The organism is Streptomyces sp. NPDC057010, assembly GCF_042673805.1.
In the GTDB taxonomy this organism is placed as follows: Bacteria; Actinomycetota; Actinomycetes; order Streptomycetales; family Streptomycetaceae; genus Streptomyces.
The window spans coordinates 52616-73562 of record NZ_JBHUSC010000012.1 but is presented as its reverse complement, the minus strand read 5'-3'; the positions used below and the strand labels follow the sequence as shown (position 1 = coordinate 73562).

Below are 20947 nucleotides of genomic sequence, written 5' to 3'. Positions count from 1 at the left end.
CGCGAAGGGAATCTGCATGGACACCGTCAAACGCGACCGGCAGCACGTGCCGCCGATCGGCGTCCCCGAACTCGAGGAGCTGCGCCGCAGCCTCCTCGAAGGCGATCCGGCCGCCACCGAACGACAGCGCGCCAAAGGCAAGTTGACCGCACGCGAGCGCATCGCCCTGCTCCTCGACGAAGGGTCCTTCAGCGAACTGGAACCCCTGCGGCGGCACCGCGCGAGCGGCTTCGACCTCGAACGGAACCGGCCCCACACCGACGGGGTCGTCACCGGCTGGGGCACCGTCCACGGGCGCACCGTCTTCGTCTACGCCCACGACTTCCGCATCTTCGGCGGGGCCCTCGGCGAGGCCCACGCACAGAAGATCCACAAGGTCATGGACCACGCCCTCGCCGCCGGCGCGCCGCTGGTGTCGCTGAACGACGGCGCGGGCGCCCGGATCCAGGAAGGCGTCTCGGCGCTCGCCGGCTACGGCGGCATCTTCCAGCGCAACACCCGCGCCTCCGGGGTCATCCCGCAGATCAGCGTGATGCTCGGACCCTGCGCCGGCGGGGCGGCGTACTCCCCGGCCCTCACCGACTTCGTGTTCATGGTCCGCGACACCTCGCAGATGTTCATCACCGGCCCGGACGTGGTCCAGGCCGTCACCGGCGAGAAGATCAGCCAGAACGGCCTCGGCGGCGCCGACGTGCACGCCGAGACCTCGGGCGTCGCGCACTTCGCGTACGACGACGAGCAGACCTGCCTGGAGGAGGTCCGTTACCTGCTGTCCCTGCTGCCGCAGAACAACAGGGAGAACCCGCCGGCCGCCTCCGCCGAGTACCCGCCCGGGCGCAGCTGCGAGGCACTGCGCGACCTCGTCCCCGCCGACGGGAACCGCCCGTACGACATGCGCGCCGTCGTCCGGGAGATCGTCGACGACGGCGAGTACCTGGAGGTGCACGAGCGCTGGGCCACCAATATCATCTGCGCCCTCGGCCGGCTCGACGGCGAGGTCGTGGGCGTCATCGCCAACCAGCCGCAGTCCCTGGCCGGGGTCCTCGACATCAAGGCCTCGGAGAAGGCGGCGCGCTTCATCCAGATGTGCGACGCCTTCAACATCCCGCTCGTCACACTGCTCGACGTGCCCGGCTTCCTGCCCGGCGTGGACCAGGAGCACGGCGGGATCATCCGGCACGGCGCCAAACTGCTCTACGCCTACTGCAACGCGACCGTCCCGCGGATCTCGGTGATCCTGCGCAAGGCCTACGGCGGCGCCTACATCGTCATGGACTCGCAGTCCGTGGGCGCCGACCTGACCTACGCCTGGCCCACCAACGAGATCGCGGTGATGGGCGCCGAGGGCGCGGCGAACGTCATCTTCCGCCGGCAGATCGCCGCGTCCCAGGACCCCGGTGCCACCCGGGCCCGCCTGGTCAAGGAGTACAAGGCGGAGCTGATGCACCCGTACTACGCCGCCGAACGCGGCCTGGTGGACGACGTCATCGACCCGGCCGACACGCGGGGCGCGCTCATCCGGGGCCTGGCCATGCTGCGGGCCAAACACGTCGACCTGCCGGCGCGCAAGCACGGCAACCCGCCGCAGTGAGCGCGGAGGCGGCGCAGCCGCTGCTGCGCATCGAACGGGGCCGGGCGAACACGGAGGAACTCGCGGCCCTGGCAGCCGTCGTGCTCGCCCGGGCGGCTCAGCGGGGGGCCGCCCGGGCGGAGCCGGCGCGGCCCGCGGACGCCGTCCGGTGGCGGGCGCCCCGGTTCACCGGGGCCCGCAGCTGGACGGACTGACAGGGACACGGCGGAGAGCCGCATTCGGCGAATGCGGCTCTCCGTACGCGGCTCCGGGCAGGATCAGCGGCGCTTCGGGTCCACGTGGAGCACGCCGTCCACGTAGATGTCCACCTTGTAGAAGGCGATGAGGCCGGCGGCCTTCTGGCTCTCCGGCAGCGGCGTCGGGTACGACCAGGCCAGATCGGTGTGGAGCCGGTCCCCGACGCGGATCGACCAGTACCGCGCGGTGCCCTTGTACGGGCAGCGGGTGACGGTGTCGGACCGCTCCAGCAGGTCCATCCGGACATGGGTCTGCGGCACGTAGTACCGCGTGGGAAGGCCGGTCTCGAAGAGCAGGCGCGCGTTGCGGGTCTCGGCGATCGTGACGCCGTCGATCTCCACCCGTATGTGGCGCGAGCTGGGCAGGACGTCGATGCGCGTGTGCGGGGACCGGACGTGCACGAATATCTCCTCGTCCTCCTCGAACCAGGAGTCCATGGCCTCCCATTCGAAGCGGAAGTGCCCCCGCAGCTCCTCCACCGGCGACTCGGCGTAGTGCCGCGCGGCGCCGGCGGCCGTTGCCGGGCCGGCCTTGACGGTGAACACCTCCGCGTCGCCGCGCTCGGGCGAGTGGGCGCTCTCCCCGTCCGGGGTCAGCAGGTCCCGGTCGACGTCTTCGGCCGGGAAGTAGTACGTCGGGTAGTACGGGTTCTCCCACACCAGCAGGGGGCGGCTGCTGTCGGCCACCGCACGGCCGCCCAGAAAGACCCTGACCCGCTTCGCACTCGGCTCGACCCGAACGCCGTCCTGAGCGGTTGTCATATCCGTTTCGGTCCCCTCGTTTCGTACGATCCGACCAGCAATCAACAGTACGTGACGCCCCGTTGGAGCAGACAGTCCTCGAAGAAGCCGAGGCAGCGCAGGTGATAGGAGCGCGCCGCGTAACCCAGGCTGATGTTGTGGCCCGCCTCCGGCTGCCGGTCGATGCACAGCCGCGGCGCCGCACTGAGCCGCGAGCGCAGCTCCGCGAGCGCCTCCGCGTCGTGCCGCCACCACGCCTCGTGTTCCGCGAAGGTGAGCCGTACGGGCACGCGGACGCGGCCCGCGGCACCCCGGAACACCTCCGGCCAGTGGACGATGTCCGCCTGCTCCAGGGGCGGGACGGGCGCCAGGATCGAGCCGCTCGTGATGAAGGTGCTCGGCGGGTACAGGCGCAGCGGCCCCCAGCTGCGCCTGCCTCCCCGGGCCGCGCCCGCGCCCGAGAGGGCGTCGGGCGCGTACCGGTGGCCGCAGCCGGAGATCTCCACGCCGAGCAGATCGGGCGCGCAGTGGTCCGCGGCGGTGAGCAGCGCGACCTTCCCGCCGAAGGAGTGGGCCAGGAGGAAGAGACCCGCCCCGGTGGGGAAGCGGGAGCGGTAGTCGCGCAGCGCGGCGGCCAGGGTGACCGCCTGTTCGGCGAGCGCCTGCCCCTCGGGGAGCAGGTCCGCGGACCGTCCGTAGCCCGGCCGGTCGACGGCCAGGACCGTGAACCCGAGCCGTGCCCCCAGGGTGAGCAGGGACAGGTCGGGCAGGGCCTGGCCGTCGAAGTAGCCGGCGCTCATGCCGGCGCCGTGCACCGCGACCACCGTCGCCCGCGGCGCGCCGTCCCGGGGTTCGCAGAGCAGGGCCGACAGCGGGGTGCCGTCGGCGTCCAGGCTGATCCGGCGCACTCCCCGGGACAGAGCCGCGGGCGCGGTGGTCATGCCGCGGACGCCGCGTCGAGGGCGGCCGGCGCGCCGAACCAGCGGCGCAGGGCCTGCGCCAGCCCGTCGGGGACGCCGGCGGCGGTGGTGTCGGAGCCGACCCAGGCCACGTACCCGTCGGGGCGTACGAGGAGCGCCGCGGCGCCGCCGAACGACCCCGGATCCTCCGGTACGGCCACGGTGACGTCGACCCGGTCGGCCCACGCCTCCGCGATCTCGGCGCTCTCCGGCGCCTGCTCGTCGTCGGTGAGGACGAGCAGCACGCCCCGCCCCGCGTGCAGCAGCGCGGTCGTGGTGGTCGGCCCGGACGCCGTCCGCAGACCCCGGGGCGGCAGGCGCCGGCCGGCCAGTGGATGGGCCGGGCCGCCGACGTCGTAGCGGATGTCGAGGCCGCTCACGGTGCCGGAGAGGTGCCGTTTGACCACGTCGTACTCCAGCAGCTCGGTCAGCAGGTGCCGCAGCGGGTCCGCCTCGTCGCCGCCGAGGAACACCGTGCCCTGGGCGCGGGTGTTCATCAGCAGCCGCGCCCCGACGGGGTGCCGCTCGTCGTGGTAGCTGTCGAGCAGCCCCTCTGGCGCCCGGCCCCGCACGGTGGCGGCGAGCTTCCAGCCGAGGTTGGCGGCGTCCTGGACGCCGGTGCTCAGCCCCTGCCCGCCGGCCGGGAGGTGGATGTGCGCCGCGTCGCCGGCCAGCAGGACGCGGCCGCGCCGGTACTCGGTGACCTGGCGGGTGGCGTCGGTGAACGAGCTGACCCACTCGGCGCCGCCGCCGTGCAGGGACTCGCCGGTGATTCGCTGCCAGGCGTCGGCGATCTCCTCGAACCCGGGGGACTCGCCCCGGGCGCCGGGCGGCGTGCCGTGCTCGCAGACGATGACGCGGTCCACGCCCTCCTTGAGCGGGGCCGCCATCACCATGCCGTTCGGCAGCCGTTCGCCGAGGAAGCGGGGGCGCAGGTCGCAGCCGACCACATCGGCCAGGTACATGTCGCGGGTCGCGGGCGTGCCGGGGAAGTCGAAGCCGACGGCCTTGCGGACGGTGCTGTGGCCCCCGTCGCAGCCCACCAGGTAGGCGGCGCGCAGCTGCCGTACGCCCTCCGGGGTGTTCAGGGTGACCCGCACCCCCTCGTCCCCCTCGTCGGCGATGTCCACGAGGTCCCAGCCGCGGCGCAGGTCCGCGCCCAGCTCGGTGGCCCAGGCCTCCAGCACCTCCTCCGTGAGGTACTGGGGTACGCCGCGGGCCCCGAAGTGGGAGTCCTCCAGCACCGTGTAGTCGAACTGGACCCCGCCGAAGTGGCCGAGGGGGCTCTTCTCGAGGGTGCCGAACCGCGGCAGCAGCCCGCGCTGGTCGAAGACCTCCATGGCGCGGGCGGTGAAGCCGAGACCGCGGGACTGGCCGGTGGGTTCGGCCAGCCGCTCGGTCACGATGACGCCCACGCCGCCGAGGCGCAGCTCGCCCGCCAGCATGAGACCGGTCGGCCCGGCGCCGACGATGATGACGTCCGTGTCCACGGGATTCATCCTCTGCTCGGATTTTCGTATTCATGGCGTGACGCGCCGAACCAGCGGCGCAGGACCCGGGAAAGCGGTACGGCCTGCCAGGTCGCGGCCCATACGACGTGGCCGTCGGGGCGGACGAGCAGGGCCTCGGTGCCCGGGTCGTTGTCGCCGCCCTGTTCCGGAAGCGCCGGCACGGTCGTGACCCGGTCGGCCCACGGTCCGGCGATGCGGCCGAGGGCCGCCGCCGGATCACCCGTCAGGTCCAGCAGCAGGCCCCGCCCGCTGCGCAGCAGCTCGGTCGTCGTGGTGGAGCCGCCCGGCCCGGCGAGCGCCAGCTCCGGCAGCCGTGCGCCGAGCCAGGGGTGGTCGCCCTCGTCGACCGGGTAGCGGACGTCGAGGCCGCTGATCATCCCGGCCAGGCGGGCGCGGTTGTCCTCGGCGGCGACCAGCCCGCCCAGCAGGGCCCGCAGCGGTTCCACCTCCGCGTCCCCGAGCAGCAGCAGGGCCTGCGCCCCGATGTTCTCCAGGACCCGGGCCCCCACCGCGTGCCGTTCCGCATGGTAGGTGTCGAGCAGGCCGTCGGGCGCCCGGCCGCGGACCCGCAGGGCCAGCTTCCAGCCCAGGTTCACGGCGTCCTGGATGCCCAGGTTGAGGGCCTGGCCGCCGATGGGCATCTGCTGGTGGGCCGCGTCGCCGGCGTACAGCACCCGGCCCTCGCGGTAGCGGGTCAGCTGCCGGTTGGCGTCCCCGAAGGAGTTGACCCACAGGGGCGTCCCGGAGCTGATGTCCTCGCCGGTGACGCGCTTCCACACGTCGGTGACCTCCGCGAAGTCGGGCTCGCGGGTACGGGACCGGGCGCTGGTGCCGAACTCGTGCACCATCACCCGGGTGATGCCTTCGGCGTTGCGCGCGGCGACGGCCATCCCGCGCTCCAGCCGCTCGAACCGGCGGCCGGGGACGTCGATGCCGGCCACGTCCGCGCGCAGCAGTTCGCGGACGGTGCGCCGGCCGGGGAAGGGGGCCCCGGCCAGCGCACGGACCGTACTGTCCTCGCCGTCGCAGGCGACGAGGTAGGCGGCGCGGATCCGTACGGGGCCGCCCGGGGTGTCCGCGGTGACCCGGACCCCCTCGGCGTCCTCGTCCAGTTCCACGACCTCCCAGCCGCGCCGGACGTCCGCGCCGAGCGCGAGCGCCCACTCCTGGAGCAGCTGTTCGGTGCGGAACTGGGGGACCTTCCACTGGCCGGGGTAGCGGCCGGGGAGGGTCAGGTCCATCGGGATCCCGCCGAAGTGCCCGCGGCGCTCGTTCGGCGGTTCGCCGAGCGGGGCCAGCAGACCGCGGCTGTCGAAGATCTCCATCGTGCGGGCGTGGAGGGTGGAGGCGCGTGACTCCGTGGTGGGGGAGGTACGGCGCTCCAGCACCATCACGTCCGCCCCGCCCAGGCGCAGCTCGCCGGCGAGCATCAGCCCGACGGGTCCCGCGCCCACGACGACGACCTGGGTGTCCGGGTGTGGTGCATCCGGGTGCCCGGCGGTGGCGTTCCGGTCGGCGGCCGCCACGGTCAGCGCCGGCTCTCGGCGTAGTCCTTCGCATGGCCCAGCGTGGCGCGGCTGTTGGTGCTGAGCGCGCTGTGCACGTACTCCCGGGCGTCGGCGACGGTCGCGCCCTCGCCCAGGATCCGGGCGATGTTGGCGGTGTTGAGCACCACGGTGTGCTGGGAGGACGCGGCCACCCCGTCCGCGTTCTCGGTGAAGGTCCAGTAGCCGGTGTGCAGGGTCATCAGGGCGGGCAGCGTCACCTGCTTGTAGGCGATCCTGTGGTGCGGGAAGGTCACCCGGTACGACTTGGTGGTGTGGGTGGAGCCGTCCTTGGCGCGGGTGTCCATCTCCAGGGTCTGGAGGCCCGGTACGTCCTCCGTGAGCCGGATGCTCGCCACGTGCGGCAGCCGCTCGGCCCACAGGTTCGCCTCGTTGACGAAGTCGTAGACGTCCTTGGCGGATCCGTTCACCTGGACGGTGTCCTCGAAGGAGAAGGTCAGCTCCTCGGCCTGGTGCGCGAACTCGATGTTGGTCTTCAGTGCGGCGAGTTCGGAGCGGGAGTTGCGGTCGACGGCCTCCTCGATCCAGGCGAGGCCCGCCGGGTCGTCGTCGATCGCCCGGTAGTCGTGCAGCAGGCGCACCCGCGACTCGGTCCGCGAGAGCGGCTCGATCAGCCAGGCGCCGCCCATCGAGGCGACCGGGGGAGCGGAGACCTCCTGCCGGAAGTCGATCCGCAGGCCCTCGGGGTCCAGGATCCGGCGCGAAGTCCAGTTCTTGGCCTCGCCGTTGGCGGTGGCCCAGATGCGTATGCGCTCCTCGCCGGTGCCCTTGTCGACCTGGTCGACGTAGATGGTCGGCGGGAAGATGCGCGGCCAGTTCTCCACCTCGGCGATCAGCCGGTACACGGCTGCCGCCGGGGCCGCGATGGTGACGTCGTGCTCGACCTCGTGCGAACGGGACCGCTCGGACACGGACATGCGGTGCTCCTCTCGGGGAACGGGTGGGAGGGCGGACGGCGGGTGCTCAGAAGTTGCCGAGGCCGCCGCAGACGTTCAGCGCCTGCGCGGTGATGGAGGCGGCGGTGTCCGAGGCCAGGTAGCCGACGAGGCCGGCGACCTCCTCGGGGGTGGAGTAGCGGCCGAGCGGGATCTTCGCCTGGAACCTCTCCAGGATGGTGTCCTCGGTGGTGTCGTAGGCGGCGGCGTAGCCCTGCCGGACCCGCTGGGCCATCGGGGTCTCCACGTATCCGGGGCAGACCGCGTTGACGGTGACCCCGGTCGGCGCCAGCTCGTTGCCGAGCGCCTTGGTGAAGCCGACCACGCCGTGCTTCGAGGCCGAGTACGGGGCGCCGAGGACGACGCCCTGCTTGCCCGCCGTGGACGCGATGTTGATGATCCGGCCGCGGCTCCTGGTGCGCATGCCGCCGGTGTTGAGCACCTCCCGGGTCAGCCGGAAGACGCTGTTGAGGTTGGTGTCGATCACGTCGTTCCACAGTTCGTCGTCGATGTCGGCGGTGACGCCGCCACCGCTGCGGCCGGCGTTGTTCACCAGAACGTCGATGGGGCCGAACCGGTCGACCGCGGCCCGGACGAAGGCGTGGACCCCGTCGTTGGAGCGGACGTCTACGGCGCTGCCGTCCACGTCGAGCCCCTCCTCCCGCAACTGCTTGACGGTCGAGGCGACGTTCTCGGCGGTGCGCGCACCGATGAACACCCGGTGCTGCTGGCTGGCCAGCAGCCGGGCGACGGCGAGGCCGATCCCGCTGGTGGCACCGGTGACGAGGGCGACCCGCTGACTCTGCTGCGGCATGGCTGTCTTCTCCAATGAGTGGGCGATCGTGCGGGGCATGAACTGGCGCGAGGTCAGACAGAGGCGTTGAGCAGCGAGTTGACGGAATCGATCAGCGACTGCGGCGTGCTCTCGCCGGTCAGCGGGTCGTCGTCGAGCGAGATGCCGTACTCCCGCTCGATCCGGCCGCTGATCTCCAGCAGGGCGAGCGAGTCGTAGCCGAGCGCCTCGAACTCCGTGCCGAGCTCGGCCGCGAAGTCGGAGCCCTGATCGCCGGCCGCGGCGAGCAGGATGGTGGTGAGGTCGTCGAGGGTGAAGTCGGCGGTGGTGGACATGGCGGATGCCTCTCTGGCGGCGGCAACAGGGTCTGTACGGTGGGAAGTCGGTGCTCAGCCGTGCCCGCAGGCGATGTCCCGGACGACCATGGCGGAGTTGAATCCGCCGTGCCCGCGGGCCAGGACCAGGGCGGTGCACACGCTCGCCGCGCGCGGCCGGTCGACGACGAGGTCGAGGTCGTACTCGGCGGCGGGCGACACGTTGATGGTGGGCGGGATCAGCCCGTCCTCGATGGCCAGGAACGCCGTCGCCAGATCCAGCGGCGCGGCCCCCGAGTAGAGCCGCCCGGTCATGGTCTTGGGCGCGGTGACCGGCACCCCGCGCGGACCGAACACCTGGGTGATGGCCTCGGCCTCCACGCGGTCGAGCTCGCGGATCGCCGCGGCGTCCGCGAACACCACGTCCACCTCGCCGGGCCGCACCCGCGCGTCGGCCAGCGCCAGCTCGATGGCCCGGCGCAGCCCGGGCACGCGCCCGCGGTCCGGCCTCGGGTCGAAGGTCGCCCCGTAGCCCGCGATCTCCCCGTAGATCCGCGCGCCCCGCTCCAGCGCCGCCCCGTGGGACTCCACGATGAGGATGGCCCCGCCCTCGCCGGGCACGTGCCCGTCGGCGGCCGGATCGAACGGCAGGTACGCCGCCTCCGGGTCGGAGCTGGTGCTCAGGCGGTCCCCGGCCAGCTGCGCCACCCACCCCCACGGGCAGATGGAGGCGTCCACGGAACCCGAGACGATGAGGTTCGTGCCCTTGCGGATCTGCCGGCGCGCCTGCGCCACCGCGTCGAGCCCGCCCGCCTGGTCGCTGACCAGGACCCCGCTGGGGCCCTTCATGCCGTTGCGGATCGAGATCTGCCCGCTGTTGACGGCGTAGAACCAGGCGAAGGACTGGTACGCGCTCACGTACTGGCGTCCCTTGGCCCACAGGTTGCGCAGCTCGCCCTGGCCGAACTCGAACCCGCCCGCCGAGCTGGCGGTGATCACGCCCATGTCGAACCCGTGCAGCTCCTCGGGCCGGATGCCCGCGTCGGCGAGCGCCCAGTCCGTGGCCACCAGGGCCAGCCTGGTCATCCGGTCCGTCTGCGGCAGCAGGTTCCTCGGCAGGTGGTCCTCGGCCGTGAAATCGGTGATCTGGCCGGCGAGCGTGGCCGGGTACTGGCCCGGGTCGAAGCGGCTGACCCGGCCTATGCCGCTCTTCGCGGCGCGGGTGGCGGCCCAGAACTCCCGCACCCCCAGGCCGTTGGGCGCGGTGATGCCCAGCCCGGATACCACTGCTTTGACGGTCATGCCGCTGCCTTCCTGTCCGGCCGGGCCAGCACCATGGCGCTCTGGAATCCGCCGAAGCCGCTGCCCACGGTCAGCACGGCGTCGGTGGCGTGCGACCGGGCGGTGAGCGGCACGTAGTCGAGGTCGCATTCGGGGTCGGGCGTGTGCAGGTTCGCGGTCGGCGGCACCACGTTGTGCTGGAGCGCCAGCACCGACGCCGCGATCTCGATCGACCCGATCGCGCCGAGCGAGTGCCCGACCATCGACTTGATGGAGCTCACCGGCACCCGGTAGGCGTGCTCGCCCAGCTGCTTCTTGAAGGCGGCCGTCTCGTGCCGGTCGTTCTGCTTGGTCCCCGACCCGTGCGCGTTGATGTAGTCGATCTCGTCGCCGTTCATCCGCGCCTCGTCCAGGGCGAGGCGGATCGCCTCGGCCATCTCCGCCCCGTCCGGGCGAAGTCCGGTCATGTGATAGGCGTTGCTGCGCGTGGCGTAGCCGGCGATCTCGGCGTAGATGCGCGCGCCGCGCCGCCTCGCGCTCTCCAGCTCCTCCAGGACGAACACGGCCGCCCCCTCGCCGAGCACGAAGCCGTTGCGGCTCCCGTCGAAGGGCCTGGAAGCGGTGGCGGGGTCGTCGTCGCGGGGCGTGGTCGCCTTGATCGCGTCGAAGCAGGCCATGGTGATCGGGGAGATCGGCGCGTCGGAGGAACCCGCGACCATGATGTCGGCACTGCCCTCGCGGATGAGCTCCACCGCGTAGCCCACGGAGTCGATGCCGGAGGTGCAGCCGGTCGACACCACCGTGCTGGGTCCCTCCGCGCCCACGGTCAGCGCGACCTCCGCCGCGAAGGAACTCGGGACCATGTAGTTGTACAGGTGCGGTACGGCGTACGCGTGGTCCACCAGGTGCAGCCGGCCCGCGTCGCTGACCGTCCGGTACTCCTCGTCGAGCCCCATGGTGGCGCCGACCGCCGTGCCGATGGTGACGCCGATCCGGTACGGGTCGTGGGCGCCGGGGTCGATCCCGCTGTCGGCGACGGCCCCGCGCGCCGCGACCACGGCGAACTGGGCGGCCCGGTCCATCCGGCGGACCTCCTGCGGGGTCAGCAGGAATTCCTCCGGGTCGAAGTCGATCTCGGCCGCCACCCGGGAGCGGAAGGGGGAGGGGTCGAAGAAGGTGATGCGGCGGGTGGCGGTGCGGCCCTCGCTGAGCAGGTCCCAGAAGCTCTTCGTGCCGAGGCCGCCGGGCGCGAGGACTTCCATCCCCGTGATGACGACGCGGCGGCCGGTCATTTGCCGGCCTCCCAGTCGTAGAAGCGGGTGGCCATCGCATCGGCCGGGGAGCGCCAGGTCGCCGGGTCGTAGGCCTCGATGAAGGGCTTCAGGTCGTCGCTGATCCGGACGAAGCGCGGGTCGGACTTGGCCCGCTCGATGAGCGCGCCGCCGTTGTCCTCGTCGAAGTCCTGGAGGTGGAAGTACAGACCGCGGTACGAGAACAGCTGGCGGCGGCGGGTGCCCATGAGGTGGGGCATCTCGGTGCCGTCGAAGTCGGCGAAGAGCCCGGCGACGTCGGCGCGGGAGGCCAGGTCCATCCTGGCGACGATGAGTGTGCTGTGCATGGTGTCGGTGTCCTATCCCTTGATCTCGCAGAGCGTGGCTCCGCTGCTGACGGGCTGGCCGATCTCGACGGTGAGGCCGACGACGGTGCCGGCCTTGTGAGCGGTGAGGGGTTGCTCCATCTTCATGGCCTCCAGGACGACGATCGGCTCGCCCGCGGCGACGGTCTGACCGTCGGTCACGGCGACCTTGACGACCGTCCCCTGCATCGGTGAGACCACGCTGTCGCCCGATGCGGCGGGCTTTGCGGCGGCGGCCGCACGGCGGGGGCGGGGCGCGGGAGCGCCGGGGGCCTCCCGGCCGCCGAACGGAGCGGCGCCCAGCGCGGCCGGGAGGGAGACCTCCACCCGCTTGCCGCCGACCTCCACCACGAAGTTCTCGCGGCCGGAGCCGCCCGCGGCCGGCTCCGCGGGCCCCTCGCCCGGTGAGGGGGCGTAGGGGGCGATGGTGTTGTCGAACCCGGTCTCGATCCAGCGGGTGTGCACCCGGAACGGCTCGTCCGTGAAGGCCGGGTCGGTGACGACCGCACGGTGGAACGGCAGCGCGGTGGCCATCCCCTCGACCCTGAACTCCCGCAGGGCGCGGGCGGCACGCTCCAGCGCCTGGCGGCGGTCGGCTCCGGTGACGATCAGCTTCGCCAGCAGCGAGTCCCAGGCCGGGCCGATCACCGAGCCGGTCGCGACCCCGGAGTCCACCCGGACGCCCGGCCCCAGCGGCGGCTCGAACCGGCTCACCGAGCCGGGGGCGGGCAGGAAGCCGCGCCCCGGGTCCTCGCCGTTGATTCGGAACTCGAAGGAGTGGCCGCGGACCTGCGGATCGCCGTAGCCCAGGGCCTCGCCCTCGGCGATCCGCAGCTGCTCGCGCACCAGGTCGATGCCGGTGACCTCCTCGGTGACCGGGTGTTCCACCTGGAGACGGGTGTTGACCTCAAGGAAGGAGATCGTGCCGTCGGCCGCCACGAGGAACTCGCAGGTCCCGGCCCCCACATAGCCCGCCTCCCGCAGGATGGCCTTGGACGCCGAGTACAGCAGCGCGTTCTGCTCCTCGGTGAGGAACGGAGCCGGGGCCTCCTCCACCAGCTTCTGGTGCCTGCGCTGGAGCGAGCAGTCGCGGGTGGACACGACGACGACATTGCCGTGCGAGTCGGCCAGGCACTGGGTCTCGACGTGCCGCGGCTCGTCGAGGTAACGCTCGACGAAGCACTCGCCGCGCCCGAAGGCCGCGACCGACTCGCGTACGGCGGACTCGAACAGGGCGGGGATCTCCTCCAGGGTCCGGGCGACCTTCAGGCCCCTGCCGCCGCCCCCGAACGCCGCCTTGACGGCGACGGGCAGACCGTGTTCGCGGGCGAAGTCGAGCACCTCGGCGGGCCCTGTGACGGGCTGCGCGGTGCCCGCGACGAGGGGCGCGCCGGCCCGCAGGGCCACGTGCCGGGCGGCGACCTTGTCGCCCAGCTCCCGGATGGCCCGGGGCGGCGGGCCGATCCAGACCAGCCCGGCGTCCAGCACCGCCTGGGCGAACTCGGCGTTCTCCGAGAGGAACCCGTACCCCGGATGGACGGCGTCCGCCCCGGAGCCGGCGGCGGCCCGCAGGACCTTGGCCATGTCCAGGTAGCTGGTCGCGGGGGTGTCCCCGCCCAGCGCGAACGCCTCGTCGGCGGCCTCGACGTGCAAGGCGTCGCGGTCGGGCTCGGCATACACGGCGACACTGGCGATTCCGGCGTCGCGGCAGGCCCTTGCGACACGGACCGCGATCTCACCCCTATTGGCGATAAGTATCTTCTGCATGCCTTCCCCCTCGGATGATGCGTCTCATACTCTGCAATTCGAGAGGGCCGAACAAGACGGGTCCATGCAGGGTTCGGTCAGGTTTTGCAAGGTCAATCGAGGATTTCTCCCGAGAGGGTCAAATCGACGTCAGATCGCTGACACATGCGCTGGTGGGGTGGGGTTCCGGAGATGGCGGAATTGCGGAGGGCCGGTATTTTGAAGACCGTCTTGGAATTCGGGAGGGATCCTCTTCCCCCGGGTTTGCCGCTATCGGTACCGGGCGGGAATGCGGAAGTCTGGTCGGTTCCGGTTCCGGTTCCGGTTCCGGTGGCGGAAGTCGCGGGGGTCGGGCACGGCCACGGGTACGGCTTCGGGTCCGGGGTCGGGGCCGCGTTCGAGCTGCTCGACGCCGAGGAGCGCCGGCGGGCGCGGGCCCGGCGGTCCGCCGCCGACCGGGCCGTCTACGTCGCCGCGCACGCCGCGCTCCGCCTGCTCCTCGGGGCCTACCTCGCCGCCGACCCGGCGGGGATCACCTTCGTCAGGGAGGACTGCCCGGGGTGCGGCGGCCCGCACGGCCGCCCCGCCCTGCCCGGCGCGCCCGTCCACTTCTCCCTGTCCCACACCCGCGGCCTGGCCCTGCTGGCCTTCGCGGACAGCCCCGTGGGCGCCGACGTCGAGGAGGTGCCGTCCGGCGACCGCCTCCCGGAGGTCCCGGCCGCCCTGCACCCGCGGGAGCGGGCGGAGCTGGCCGCGCTCGCGCCCGGCCCGCGCGCCGCGGCCTTCGCGCGCTGCTGGACCCGCAAGGAGGCCCTCCTCAAGGGAACCGGCCGCGGCATCGACGCCCGCCTCATGGCGGCCACCCGGGTGGGCGTGGGCCCGGCGCCCGTAGCGCAGCCGGGGTGGCGGCTCACCGACCTCCGCGTGCCCGCGGGCTACGCGGCCGCCTGCGCCGTGCGGACCGGGCCCACCGGCCCACCTGCATCTTGACCTGTCTGCCGCGTGTCGAACCGGGGCCGTGATCGTTTCTTCAGCCGTAACCCTCATATGCGTGCTGCGGAATCGGGAGGACACGCGGTGACCGCTTGGCAGTACTTCGCCGGAGCGGGTCTGGTGGCGGCGCTCTGCCCGCTGCACGGCCATGTGGCGGTCGCGGGCGACGGCCACGGCCGCGGCGCCCGCGTCGACGTGTGCGTGCCGGCCGGGCCGGGCAAGCCGGCCCTCCCGGAGCCGCCCGGGGTAGGGGCGGGCGCGCCCGCGGTACGGGTGCCCGTGCCCGGGGCCGGCCGGCCCACCGTGCACCACCCGGGGCGGACCCCCGCACCCGGGCCCGGCCCGGCCCCCGCCCGCGCTTCGCAGCGGCCGGCTTCGCCGGGCGCGCCCCTACCCGAGGCGGAGGCCGTGGCCGGGGAGCCGGAGCCCCCGGCACCCGCGGCGGATCCCGGGCCCGAGGCCGGGCCGGAGGCGGCGGACGCCCCCGCCCCGCCCCCGCACGAGGCCGCCGCCGCGCCCGTGAGCGCCTTTCACGTGCGTCCGTACCACCCGGCGGCCTTGGAGCGGCGCGGCCCGGACGGGATGTCCACCATGATGCTCATGGTCGTCGTCACCACCCCGGCCGTACTCGCCGCAGCCGCCCTGCGCCCCCGTTCCAAGAGCCGCGGCTGACCGCCGCCGGCACATCCATCCACCGATCCACCACGGGAGAATCCACGTGTCCGAATGGCTGGTCCTGGCCATCGCCATGGTGCTCGTCTGCGCCCTCGTCCTCGCCGCCACCGCGATCCGGCACCGCCGGGTCGCCGACGACGAGGACACCAGCGAAACCCCCGATGTCATCGAGTACATGACCATGATGGTGGGCGTGGTCTACGCGATCGTGCTCGGTCTGGCCATCGCCGGCGTCTGGGAGGCGCGCGGCGCCGCCGAGGACAGCGTGCGCCGCGAGGCCCAGTCGCTGTACGAGGTCACCCAGCGCGCCGACGTCTACCCGGCCGCCGTCCGCGACCGGATCCGCGGCGAGGTGAACGAGTACGTCTCCCACACCGTCTCCGTGGACTGGCCGCGGCTGACCTCCGGGGAGAGCGCCTCGGCCGAGGGGGCCCAGCTGCTCGGCAAGCTGCGCAGCGACGTCACCCACCAGAGCCCGGCCAACGAGCTCCAGGCGCAGGCCTACCAGCCGCTGCTGGACCACATCGCGGCCGCCGACGACGCCCGCCACTCGCGGACCCAGAGCGCGGAGTCCACGCTGCCGGGCGTGGTGTGGTTCGGGCTGCTGGTCGGCGGGCTGGTCACGGTCGGGCTGATCTTCACCCTGCAGATCCGCCGCTCCGGGCGCGAGCTGCTGCTGGCCGGGCTGTTCAGTGCGCTGATCGTGTTCCTGCTGTTCATGGTGTGGAGCTTCGACGCCCCCTACGGGCGGGACGGACTCGACTCCGCAGGCCCCTTCCAGGAGCTGTTCCCCGCGACGGCCATGGCCGCCGCTCGCTGATCGGGGGACGGCCCCCGCGAGTCGGGCCGGCGGGCCTGCGCTACGCCGGGCCGCCCGCCACCGACAGGGCCGCCTGCTGCCGGACCGCCTGGACCACCGGCGAATGGCGCAGGGCGTGGGAGATCCGCAGGAGGTCGCGCGGCGCGTCCGGGATGTCGAACACGCTCTCCTCGCTGGCCCCGATGACCCGGCCGTCGGGGTCCGCGGAGCGGGCCTGCACCGCGGCCGCGACCATGGCGGCGTCGGCGACCGCGCGCGCCGAACCCTCGTCGGCCCCCTGCGCGACGGCGCGCCCGTAGGCGTCGTCGCGCAGGCTCCGGTCGAAGTACGGCCCCAGGTGCAGGAACCCGTCGTGGATGTCCGACTCCCGCTGGATCACCCGGAGCTCGGCGGCGGACCACCAGGACATCCGCACGCCGGGGGTGCAGCTGTGGGTGCAGATCTGCACCTCCTGCCAGAGGGCGTCGAGCCTGCGGTAGGTGGTCCAGGTCCGCCAGTTGTCCGACAGCCGCTGGCACAGGAGGGGTACGACGAAACCCATCGCGCTGATCAGCGCGCCCACGGCGGCGAGCGGCGGGGCGACGTAGGTGCTCAGGTCGTCCAGGTCGTGGCCGAGCCAGCGGGCGACGACCGCGGACATCTTGGTGGCGTCGTAGGTGAGGTTGAAGACGTAGCCGACGACGATGATCACCAGGCCGACCCGCAGCCAGCCGCGGACCTGGAGGGACCAGCGCCAGCACAGCGACACCATCACGACCGCGGCCACGTGGTGCGCCAGCAGGTAGAGGGCGATCATCTGCTGCAGGTACGGGGTGTTGGCGTAGTAGGTGTCGAAGTCGCGCAGCCGCTCGACGGGCGCCTCGCCGAGGACGAACAGCACGATCAGGGTGACGACGACCACGCTGTAGCCCAGGATCCAGCGCCGCGAGACGCGGCGGGTCCGCTCGGGCGGGCCGCCCCGCCAGTTCACCATCAGCACCAGGCAGGAGGCGCTGAAGGCGGTGATCAGGCAGTAGACGAGCGGGGCGGAGACGTTCGTGATCCCGGTCCAGCGGTTGACCGCGTCGATGGTGGGCGGGGCGGCGAAGGTGAAGACCGCGGCGGCCAGGGTCAGCAGGGCGCAGACCGAACGCAGCAGCGGGTCACGCCAGTTGGTGCGCAGCGCCGGCAGCTTGAAGGCCAGGGAGATGGCCAGTGCGATGGCCGGTATGTAGTAGTCCTCGCCGCTCAACGTTCGTTCCTGTGCCCCCGGTAGCCCAGCGAGGCCTCGATCCGGCCCGCCAATTCGTCGCGCTGCGCCGGCGCCCGGTGGCTCGCCGACCCGGCCAGCCAGGTCCGGCACCGGGCACCCAGCAGTAAGCCGAACGTCTCGGCCTCGGTCTCCTCCTGTACGTCGGCGCGCGTGCGCGCGGCGACCCGGCGGACGGTCTCGCCGATGTCGGCCTCGTCGCACAGCAGTCGGGCGGCGACGGCGGCGCCGTCGACGTGGTGGCTGCAGTGCCCCGCCTTCATGTGCCACAGTTCGTGACCCAGGATCACCAACTGGTGGTCGGGCGCGGTCCGTTCCTCGATGACCACGAGGTCGCGGTCCGCCATGTCGAGCCACAGGCCGCTGGCTGTCCCCGGCGGGAACGAGGCCATCCGGAACTCCACCCGGCGGCCGCGGTGTCTGCTCATGCCCTCGCAGAGGGCGGCGTAGAGGTCCACGGGTTCCACGGGCGCCGCGAGCCGGATCCCGGCCACCAGCTCCCCGCACAACCGCCGCTGCTCTCTGCCTATGCTCACCGTTCTCCCCGTCGGCGCGGATCCGGATCAGGACTCAAGGATCAGACCCAGACTCTCGACTGGGTCAGGATTCGTTCGGTTTTACGCTTTCGAGGAGCATGTCCAGCCATTCCGTCACCTTGTCCCGGTGCTTGTCGCTGGGGAGTTGGGCGGCCCGCCATGCGATGCCCCGTACACCGTGGTTCTGGAGGAGTCTTGCCAGCGGATCGCCGGCCGAAGCGGTGGGGGGCGGGGTGTTTTCCCGGGCCCGCCCGGCGAAGTCCTGGAGCAGCTGCTGCTCGGTGCGCTGGAGCGCGTCCGTGAGGGCGTCGGCGTCGTGGGCGGTGAGGAAGCCGGCGTGCACCCCGAAGAAGCGCTGGATGGCGTCACAGTGCTCCATGGTGGGGCGGCGGTCGCCGTTGATCAGGGCCCCTGCCTGCTGCCGGGACATCCCGGCGCCGTCCGCGATCTCCTGCTGGGTGTAGCGGCGGCCGTTGGGTTTGACCCGGGTGCGCCGGAGCAGGTCGAGGCGCTGGAGGAAGCGGGTCTGGAGGTCGGGTTCGCCGGCGGGCCTGCCGTCGAGCAGGGTTCTGACCACGTCCGCCGGCACACCGGAGGCCTCCGAGAGGCGCCGTAGGTCGAAGACCTGATTGAGGTCGCGGCCCATCTTGCCCGCGAGTTCGGCGACACGCGTGATGGTGGCTGCCAGGGGTGCGTGGGCCACCGCGACGGGAGCCGGGAAGCCGTCTGTCACCAGTGGTTCTCCTAGATCGCGCGAAGTCGGTACGGCACGTGGTCGGCTTCTGGAATCTATCCGGTCCCGCTGCGAAGGGCTAGAACGTGCCACAGCTGTGGCGGGATTGAGCTGTCAAGAGGCTGGAATTGCCACAATAGTTGACACTCGAATGAGGTCGGTAGCAGGATCGCCACACGGAAATGAAGATCCAGACCGTGAGGAGGGGGAGCTCTCGGTGCCACATCTCGCAGCGGTGGGCCCGTCCGATGGCTTCGCCCGAGCCGGTGAGGAGCGCCTGGCGGGCGAGGAGCCCGCACGTGGCGCCGTGCGGTCGGAGCGACGCAAGGAGATTTTGCGCCAGCGCCGCGAAGAGCTGGGGCTGAGCCAGGAGGACCTCGCGGCCCGGCTCCGCATCAGCGTGCGTGCGTACGGCAACTGGGAACGCGGCCTGGTCAAGGAGTGGACGGACCGCAAACTGCTCGCCCTCGCCGAGGCGTTGGAGATGAGCGAGCGGCAGTGCTTCTGGCTCTTCCGCATCATGGTCGACCGCGATCCGCCGCCCACCTGGCGGGCCGCCGAGGAGAACCGGCTGCCCGAGGACCCCGCGCAGCGCGACTACCTGTGCGACTACGCGGCCCTCATGGAGGCCGTCCCCTACCCGAGCTTCCTGGTGGACCACCGCTGGGACGTCGCGCTCACCAATTCCGCCTTCGACCAGCTCTTCCAGTCCGTACGGCCGCACCCGACGGCCCTGCCGGACGACAACTTCCTGCGCTTCGTGCTGTTCCACCCGGATGCGGCGGCGGTGCTGGAGGACCACGAACCCGCCTGGTGCGTCCCCCTGTTGGCGCAGTTCGCCACCGCGCTGGCCGCCGCCCCCGAGGACGAGGGGCTGCGCAGCATCCGCCAGGAGGTGGCCCGTGACCCGTTCATGGAGGCGGCCTACCGGTACGGCGTGCCGCACTGGCTGAGCTGCCGCGGGGCCGAGGCCGCCGAGCAGGACGGGGCGGTGCGCACCGTGCGCCACCCCGACCCGCGGTCGGGCCTCGTGCGCTGCCGGATGGTGGCCGAAACCAGCCGGATGCTGGACGCCATGGGGCTGACCCGGATCACCCTGATCCTCTCGGCCCCGCAGGGCACGCCGGCGGGCTTCGTCCCGGGCGGCGGGGCCGCCCACCAGCAGGGCGCCCGGCTGCGCGCCGTGCCGTCGCCGGCGGAGTGAACCACCGGGGGAGACTGGTGCCCTGACGCCGGGTGCGGGGCACCGGGCACGGGTGAAGGGCGGTAGGGGCGTGCGGCTGACGATCCTCGGCGGGGGCGGTTTCCGGGTACCGCTCGTCTACGGAGCACTGCTCGGCGACCACGCCGAGGGCCGGGTGACCCGGGTGGTGCTGTACGACGAGGACGCCGGGCGGCTCGCGGCCATGGCCCGGGTGCTCGCGGACCAGGCGGCCGCCGCCGGGGTACCCGACGCCCCGGCCGTGACGGCCACCGGGGACCTCGACGAGGCCCTGCGCGGGGCCGATTTCGTCTTCTCCGCCATCCGCGTCGGAGGCCTGGAGGGACGCGCCGCCGACGAGCGGATCGCCCTGGCCGAAGGAGTGCTGGGCCAGGAGACGGTGGGCGCGGGCGGGATCGCGTACGGGCTGCGGACCGTGCCGGTGGCCCGCGAACTCGCGCGCAGGATCGCCCGCACCGCCCCCGACGCCTGGGTCATCAACTTCACCAACCCGGCCGGGCTGGTCACCGAGGCGATGGCCGGGGAGCTCGGCGAGAGGGTGATCGGCATCTGCGATTCCCCCGTGGGGCTCGGCCGGCGCATCGCCCGGCTGCTGGGCGCGCGGCCCGAGGACGCCTGGATCGACTACGTCGGCCTCAACCACCTGGGCTGGGTGCGCGGGCTGCGCATCGCCGGCCGGGACGAGCTGCCCCGGCTGCTCGCCGACACCGCGGCCCTTGAGTCCTTCGAGGAGGGCCGGCTCTTCGGGGCCGAATGGCTGCGCTCGCTCGGCGCGATCCCGAACGAGTACCTGCACTACTACTACTTCAACCGTGACACCGTACGGGCCTACCAGGAGGCCGAGCAGACCCGCGGGGCCTTCCTGCGCGACCAGCAGCAGGCCTTCTACGCGGAGGCCGGCCGGCACGGGCTGCCGGCCGGGGCGGCGCTGGCCGCCTGGGACCGCACCAGGGCCGAACGCGAGGCCACGTACATGGCCGAGAACCGGGAGGCGGCGGGCGCCGGCGAGCGCGAGGAGGGCGACCTGGAGTCGGGGGGCTACGAGAAGGTCGCGCTCGCCCTGATGCGGGCCATCGCGCGCGACGAGCGCGCCACGCTGATCCTGAACGTCCGCAACCGCTCCACGCTGTCCGTCCTGGACGCCGAGGCGGTCATCGAGGTGCCCTGCCTGGTCGACGCGAACGGCGCCCACCCGGTGGGCGTCGCCCCGCTGCCGCTGCACGCGGTCGGGCTGGTGACCTCGGTGAAGGCCGTGGAGCGGGAGGTCCTCGCCGCCGCGGAGAGCGGCTCGCGGGCGGCCGCGGTCAAGGCCTTCGCGCTGCATCCGCTGGTGGACTCGGTGGGGGTGGCCCGGCGGCTGCTGGAGGGCTACGCCGCCGAGCATCCGGGCCTGGCCTACCTGCGCTGATCC

General features: G+C 72.8%; 21 protein-coding genes. 7 read left to right on the top strand and 14 right to left on the bottom strand.

The window, feature by feature from the left end; all coding sequences use genetic code 11:
* Positions 1-16 precede the first annotated feature (16 nt).
* On the top strand, positions 17-1591 hold the full coding sequence (locus ACFTXQ_RS14600; RefSeq protein ID WP_382640326.1) for an acyl-CoA carboxylase subunit beta: 1575 nt from the start codon (positions 17-19) through the stop codon (positions 1589-1591).
* A complete protein-coding gene (locus ACFTXQ_RS14595) occupies positions 1588-1785 on the top strand; it encodes an acyl-CoA carboxylase epsilon subunit (RefSeq protein ID WP_382640323.1) in 198 nt (65 codons plus the stop codon). The genes ACFTXQ_RS14600 and ACFTXQ_RS14595 overlap by 4 nt, the downstream gene beginning before the upstream one ends.
* Positions 1786-1848: 63 nt before the next feature.
* Here ACFTXQ_RS14595 and ACFTXQ_RS14590 read toward each other — a convergent pair whose 3' ends face one another.
* Genes ACFTXQ_RS14590 through ACFTXQ_RS14540 form a run of 11 tightly spaced genes read right to left on the bottom strand, consistent with a single transcriptional unit; the run spans position 1849 to position 13329 of the window.
* Entirely contained in the window at positions 1849-2589 is a 741-nt protein-coding gene (locus ACFTXQ_RS14590; protein WP_382640320.1) for a DUF427 domain-containing protein, read from the bottom strand.
* Between the two features lie 41 nt (positions 2590-2630).
* The gene (locus ACFTXQ_RS14585) at positions 2631-3509 is read right to left on the bottom strand and encodes an alpha/beta hydrolase (protein WP_382640317.1); all 879 of its coding nucleotides are present in this window, start codon (positions 3507-3509) and stop codon (positions 2631-2633) included.
* A complete protein-coding gene (locus tag ACFTXQ_RS14580; RefSeq protein WP_382640314.1) occupies positions 3506-5026 on the bottom strand; it encodes an FAD-dependent monooxygenase in 1521 nt (506 codons plus the stop codon). Before ACFTXQ_RS14580 ends, ACFTXQ_RS14585 begins: the two co-directional genes overlap by 4 nt.
* Positions 5023-6564: an FAD-dependent monooxygenase gene (locus ACFTXQ_RS14575; protein WP_382640311.1), complete on the bottom strand. Its 1542-nt coding sequence runs from the start codon at positions 6562-6564 to the stop codon at positions 5023-5025. The genes ACFTXQ_RS14580 and ACFTXQ_RS14575 overlap by 4 nt, the downstream gene beginning before the upstream one ends.
* Before the next feature lie 2 nt (positions 6565-6566).
* Complete coding sequence (locus tag ACFTXQ_RS14570) at positions 6567-7520, bottom strand: aromatase/cyclase (protein WP_382640308.1); 954 nt, start codon at positions 7518-7520, stop codon at positions 6567-6569.
* A gap of 46 nt (positions 7521-7566) precedes the next feature.
* The gene (gene fabG, locus ACFTXQ_RS14565; protein WP_382640305.1) at positions 7567-8352 is read right to left on the bottom strand and encodes a 3-oxoacyl-ACP reductase FabG; all 786 of its coding nucleotides are present in this window, start codon (positions 8350-8352) and stop codon (positions 7567-7569) included.
* 53 nt (positions 8353-8405) lie between these two features.
* Positions 8406-8666 carry a phosphopantetheine-binding protein gene (locus tag ACFTXQ_RS14560; RefSeq protein ID WP_382640302.1) on the bottom strand — a complete coding sequence of 87 codons (261 nt, stop codon included), beginning with the start codon at positions 8664-8666 and terminating at the stop codon, positions 8406-8408.
* A 54-nt stretch (positions 8667-8720) separates the two neighbouring features.
* Positions 8721-9947 (bottom strand): ketosynthase chain-length factor, encoded by a 1227-nt coding sequence (locus tag ACFTXQ_RS14555; RefSeq protein ID WP_382640300.1) that lies wholly within the window; start codon positions 9945-9947, stop codon positions 8721-8723.
* A complete protein-coding gene (locus ACFTXQ_RS14550; RefSeq protein ID WP_382640297.1) occupies positions 9944-11218 on the bottom strand; it encodes a beta-ketoacyl-[acyl-carrier-protein] synthase family protein in 1275 nt (424 codons plus the stop codon). Before ACFTXQ_RS14550 ends, ACFTXQ_RS14555 begins: the two co-directional genes overlap by 4 nt.
* Positions 11215-11544 (bottom strand): TcmI family type II polyketide cyclase, encoded by a 330-nt coding sequence (locus ACFTXQ_RS14545; protein WP_382640294.1) that lies wholly within the window; start codon positions 11542-11544, stop codon positions 11215-11217. Before ACFTXQ_RS14545 ends, ACFTXQ_RS14550 begins: the two co-directional genes overlap by 4 nt.
* 12 nt (positions 11545-11556) lie before the next feature.
* Complete coding sequence (locus ACFTXQ_RS14540) at positions 11557-13329, bottom strand: biotin carboxylase N-terminal domain-containing protein (RefSeq protein WP_382640291.1); 1773 nt, start codon at positions 13327-13329, stop codon at positions 11557-11559.
* Between the two features lie 309 nt (positions 13330-13638).
* Between ACFTXQ_RS14540 and ACFTXQ_RS14535 the strand changes: the two genes are divergently transcribed.
* The 3 genes from ACFTXQ_RS14535 (at position 13639) to ACFTXQ_RS14525 (ending at position 15796) form a co-directional block, all read left to right on the top strand.
* Complete coding sequence (locus tag ACFTXQ_RS14535) at positions 13639-14298, top strand: 4'-phosphopantetheinyl transferase family protein (protein WP_382640288.1); 660 nt, start codon at positions 13639-13641, stop codon at positions 14296-14298.
* An 87-nt stretch (positions 14299-14385) separates the two neighbouring features.
* Entirely contained in the window at positions 14386-14973 is a 588-nt protein-coding gene (locus tag ACFTXQ_RS14530) for a hypothetical protein (protein ID WP_382640285.1), read from the top strand.
* A 46-nt stretch (positions 14974-15019) separates the two neighbouring features.
* Positions 15020-15796, top strand: coding sequence for a hypothetical protein (locus ACFTXQ_RS14525; protein ID WP_382640283.1), 777 nt, complete (start codon positions 15020-15022; stop codon positions 15794-15796).
* A 40-nt stretch (positions 15797-15836) separates the two neighbouring features.
* Here the strand turns inward: ACFTXQ_RS14525 and ACFTXQ_RS14520 are convergent, their stop codons facing one another.
* From ACFTXQ_RS14520 to ACFTXQ_RS14510, 3 genes are all read right to left on the bottom strand, one after another.
* The gene (locus ACFTXQ_RS14520; protein WP_382640281.1) at positions 15837-17027 is read right to left on the bottom strand and encodes an MAB_1171c family putative transporter; all 1191 of its coding nucleotides are present in this window, start codon (positions 17025-17027) and stop codon (positions 15837-15839) included.
* Positions 17024-17581 carry a toxin-antitoxin system, toxin component gene (locus ACFTXQ_RS14515; protein ID WP_382640278.1) on the bottom strand — a complete coding sequence of 186 codons (558 nt, stop codon included), beginning with the start codon at positions 17579-17581 and terminating at the stop codon, positions 17024-17026. The genes ACFTXQ_RS14520 and ACFTXQ_RS14515 overlap by 4 nt, the downstream gene beginning before the upstream one ends.
* A 64-nt stretch (positions 17582-17645) precedes the next feature.
* The gene (locus ACFTXQ_RS14510; RefSeq protein ID WP_382640275.1) at positions 17646-18314 is read right to left on the bottom strand and encodes a helix-turn-helix domain-containing protein; all 669 of its coding nucleotides are present in this window, start codon (positions 18312-18314) and stop codon (positions 17646-17648) included.
* A 217-nt stretch (positions 18315-18531) separates the two neighbouring features.
* On the opposite strand from ACFTXQ_RS14510, the gene ACFTXQ_RS14505 reads away from it, so the two are divergent.
* Both ACFTXQ_RS14505 and ACFTXQ_RS14500 read left to right on the top strand, forming a co-directional pair.
* A complete protein-coding gene (locus ACFTXQ_RS14505) occupies positions 18532-19518 on the top strand; it encodes a helix-turn-helix domain-containing protein (RefSeq protein WP_382640272.1) in 987 nt (328 codons plus the stop codon).
* Between the two features lie 70 nt (positions 19519-19588).
* The gene (locus tag ACFTXQ_RS14500) at positions 19589-20944 is read left to right on the top strand and encodes a 6-phospho-beta-glucosidase (RefSeq protein WP_382640269.1); all 1356 of its coding nucleotides are present in this window, start codon (positions 19589-19591) and stop codon (positions 20942-20944) included.
* Positions 20945-20947: the final 3 nt, after the last annotated feature.

Bases quoted from the DNA above. Each gene is read 5' to 3' on its own strand.
- ACFTXQ_RS14600 (WP_382640326.1), top strand. From the start codon at position 17: ATGGACACCGTCAAACGCGACCGGCAGCACGTGCCGCCGATCGGCGTC.
- ACFTXQ_RS14590 (WP_382640320.1), bottom strand. From the start codon at position 2,589: ATGACAACCGCTCAGGACGGCGTTCGGGTCGAGCCGAGTGCGAAGCGG.
- ACFTXQ_RS14585 (WP_382640317.1), bottom strand. From the start codon at position 3,509: ATGACCACCGCGCCCGCGGCTCTGTCCCGGGGAGTGCGCCGGATCAGC.
- ACFTXQ_RS14580 (WP_382640314.1), bottom strand. From the start codon at position 5,026: ATGAATCCCGTGGACACGGACGTCATCATCGTCGGCGCCGGGCCGACC.
- ACFTXQ_RS14570 (WP_382640308.1), bottom strand. From the start codon at position 7,520: ATGTCCGTGTCCGAGCGGTCCCGTTCGCACGAGGTCGAGCACGACGTC.
- fabG (WP_382640305.1), bottom strand. From the start codon at position 8,352: ATGCCGCAGCAGAGTCAGCGGGTCGCCCTCGTCACCGGTGCCACCAGC.
- ACFTXQ_RS14560 (WP_382640302.1), bottom strand. From the start codon at position 8,666: ATGTCCACCACCGCCGACTTCACCCTCGACGACCTCACCACCATCCTG.
- ACFTXQ_RS14555 (WP_382640300.1), bottom strand. From the start codon at position 9,947: ATGACCGTCAAAGCAGTGGTATCCGGGCTGGGCATCACCGCGCCCAAC.
- ACFTXQ_RS14550 (WP_382640297.1), bottom strand. From the start codon at position 11,218: ATGACCGGCCGCCGCGTCGTCATCACGGGGATGGAAGTCCTCGCGCCC.
- ACFTXQ_RS14545 (WP_382640294.1), bottom strand. From the start codon at position 11,544: ATGCACAGCACACTCATCGTCGCCAGGATGGACCTGGCCTCCCGCGCC.
- ACFTXQ_RS14540 (WP_382640291.1), bottom strand. From the start codon at position 13,329: ATGCAGAAGATACTTATCGCCAATAGGGGTGAGATCGCGGTCCGTGTC.